The following is a 2288-nucleotide window of genomic DNA, read 5'->3' as shown; positions in this document are numbered from 1 at the left end:
TTCCTCCTTAGCTCAGTTGGTAGAGCGACGGACTGTTAATCCGCAGGTCGCTGGTTCGAGCCCAGCAGGAGGAGCCACTTTTAAAGCCGCATCACTTGATGCGGCTTTTTTGTATCTGCTTTATACGTCATTTCTCACTTTCCCATTTATCTGCACTTCATTTCTAAACATCAGCGAACATTAAATCCTTTCTTCAAAAACACTTATTTCACGCTAAAAATTTAATCCTCATCGTAATTTCAATACGCATTAGTATCCGAGCATATTTATCTTCACTAAGATGCCCGAGTTATTACATTTCTTCTTTTAGCTATGCCTTGCATAGTGATAACACTTTATTTGTGAGCTAAATATGAAACTAAAAACTCAAGCCTATTTATTATCTGCGATCATATTGCTAGCTCTCCTAGCTCTGACCGCAACGGGCTTATGGACACTTCGCGTCGCAAGTAACCTTGATAACAAAGCTCGAGTTACTGAGCTATTTAAAAGTGCGTACAGCATACTTACCGAAGTAGAAAAGATGGCTATCGAAGGCAAAATGCCGGAAGACGAAGCGAAAGCATTAGCCACTCGCCTACTTCGTAACAATATCTACAAAGACAACGAATACGTTTATGTCGCAGATGAAAATATGATGTTCATCGCCGCACCACTAGACCCTCAACTACACGGAACCAGCTTCCATGACTTTAGAGATGGCAGTGGTAATAGCGTAGGCCAACTCATTCTAGATGTATTGGGGCACAAAACAGGTCAGATCGTTGAATATACCTGGAGCCAAAAACAAGCAGATGGCAGCATTGAAGAAAAACACTCGATAGCAGAAAAAACACCACACTGGGGCTGGGTTGTCGGTACAGGTATTGGCTTTAATGAAGTTAACGCACGTTTTTGGTCGACAGCACAATGGCAGCTTGTGCTGTGTCTGATTATCGCGGGAAGTATTCTAAGTGGCCTGATCATTTCGATTCGCAAAATGCTTAATCTACTTGGTGGAGAGCCTAACGACGTGCGTAAAGCAGTTCAAGCTGTCGCTCAAGGAGACATTCAGACCAGTTTTGATACTGTGGCACCGAGAGGAAGTATCTATCGTGCCGTGCAAGATATGAGTCAATCACTAGCTACCATGGTGACAAACCTAGAGAAGTCTATGCATGCACTGCGCGCAGAGTTGTTTGCCGTAGAGGCTCGATCAAATACGATTGCCGATCTTACCGTATCTCAGCAGCAATCAACGGCTATGATTGCCACTGCGATGACTGAAATGGCATCTTCAGCCAACCATGTTGCCAATTCAGCAAGCGACACCGCAAACAATACGGACGAGGCAGACAAACAAAGCCAACATACTCAGAAACTCATTCACAACACGGTTGAAAACATTCAAGGTTTAGCTTCTCAATTAAATACTGCGAGTAAAGCGGTCGCCGATCTAGATCAGGATGTAAATAATATTGTAAAAGTGCTCGATGTGATTGGTGATATTGCAGAGCAAACAAACCTATTGGCACTCAATGCAGCCATTGAAGCAGCACGTGCTGGAGAGCAAGGCCGAGGCTTCGCAGTCGTTGCTGATGAGGTACGCAACCTAGCAGGACGCACACAAGACAGCACAAAAGAGATTCAGTATATGATCTCCAATCTGCAAGAAGGCTCGCGCAATGCCATTCACACAATGGAAATATGTGCAGAAACCAGTGAAAGCACTGTTACAGAGTCTAAGAATGCCTCTGAAGCTCTACAGCAAATTGTAACGGCGTTAGAATCTATCACCACAATGAGCCAGCAGATCGCTACTGCTGCCGCTGAGCAGACGCAGGTTAGCGATGATATTGCGCTACGCATAAACCTTATCGATGAAAGCGGAGGACAACTAAACTCTGTCGTAACCGAGAGTCAATCAAGTACTCAAAGTTTAGCTTCACTAGCGAATGAGCTAGAAGGTTGGGTAAACAAGTTCTCAGTAAAGCACTAGTTTAAAGTCAATTGTTCAATAAAAAGCACGTTTTCAGACGTGCTTTTTTGTTTTTATCGCCTTTATTTTGCAAGTGAACACACTATCAATGTTAAAACATCGCTTAAAGCATGGCGCATTGCTGCTTAAAACGCATAAAAACAGCCCACTCCGAGCACAAATTCATCAAACGATATTTTATTTTAATTTTATTGTTGACCTGAAAGCCGAAAAGCCTTTTAATACACCTCGTCGCCCGGATAGCTCAGTCGGTAGAGCAGAGGATTGAAAATCCTCGTGTCGGTGGTTCGATTCCGCCTCCGGGCACCAC

1 protein-coding gene and 2 tRNA genes are annotated in these 2288 nt (G+C 43.8%); all 3 read left to right on the top strand.

Features of this window, described 5'->3' with window-relative positions:
* Position 1: 1 nt before the first annotated feature.
* The 3 genes from R8O70_RS24750 to R8O70_RS24740 all read left to right on the top strand — a co-directional run bounded on the left by R8O70_RS24750 (position 2) and on the right by R8O70_RS24740 (position 2287).
* Positions 2-77 (top strand) — tRNA-Asn (locus R8O70_RS24750).
* 275 nt (positions 78-352) lie between these two features.
* Complete coding sequence (locus R8O70_RS24745) at positions 353-1978, top strand: methyl-accepting chemotaxis protein (protein WP_154205019.1); 1626 nt, start codon at positions 353-355, stop codon at positions 1976-1978.
* 233 nt (positions 1979-2211) lie between these two features.
* Positions 2212-2287: transfer RNA gene (locus R8O70_RS24740), tRNA-Phe, on the top strand.
* Position 2288: the final 1 nt, after the last annotated feature.

The organism is Vibrio sp. 779(2023), from assembly GCF_033344285.1.
In the GTDB taxonomy this organism is placed as follows: domain Bacteria; phylum Pseudomonadota; class Gammaproteobacteria; order Enterobacterales; family Vibrionaceae; genus Vibrio; species Vibrio alginolyticus.
Note: the sequence above shows the minus strand (reverse complement) of the source record. Positions and strands in the feature narration are given on the sequence as shown.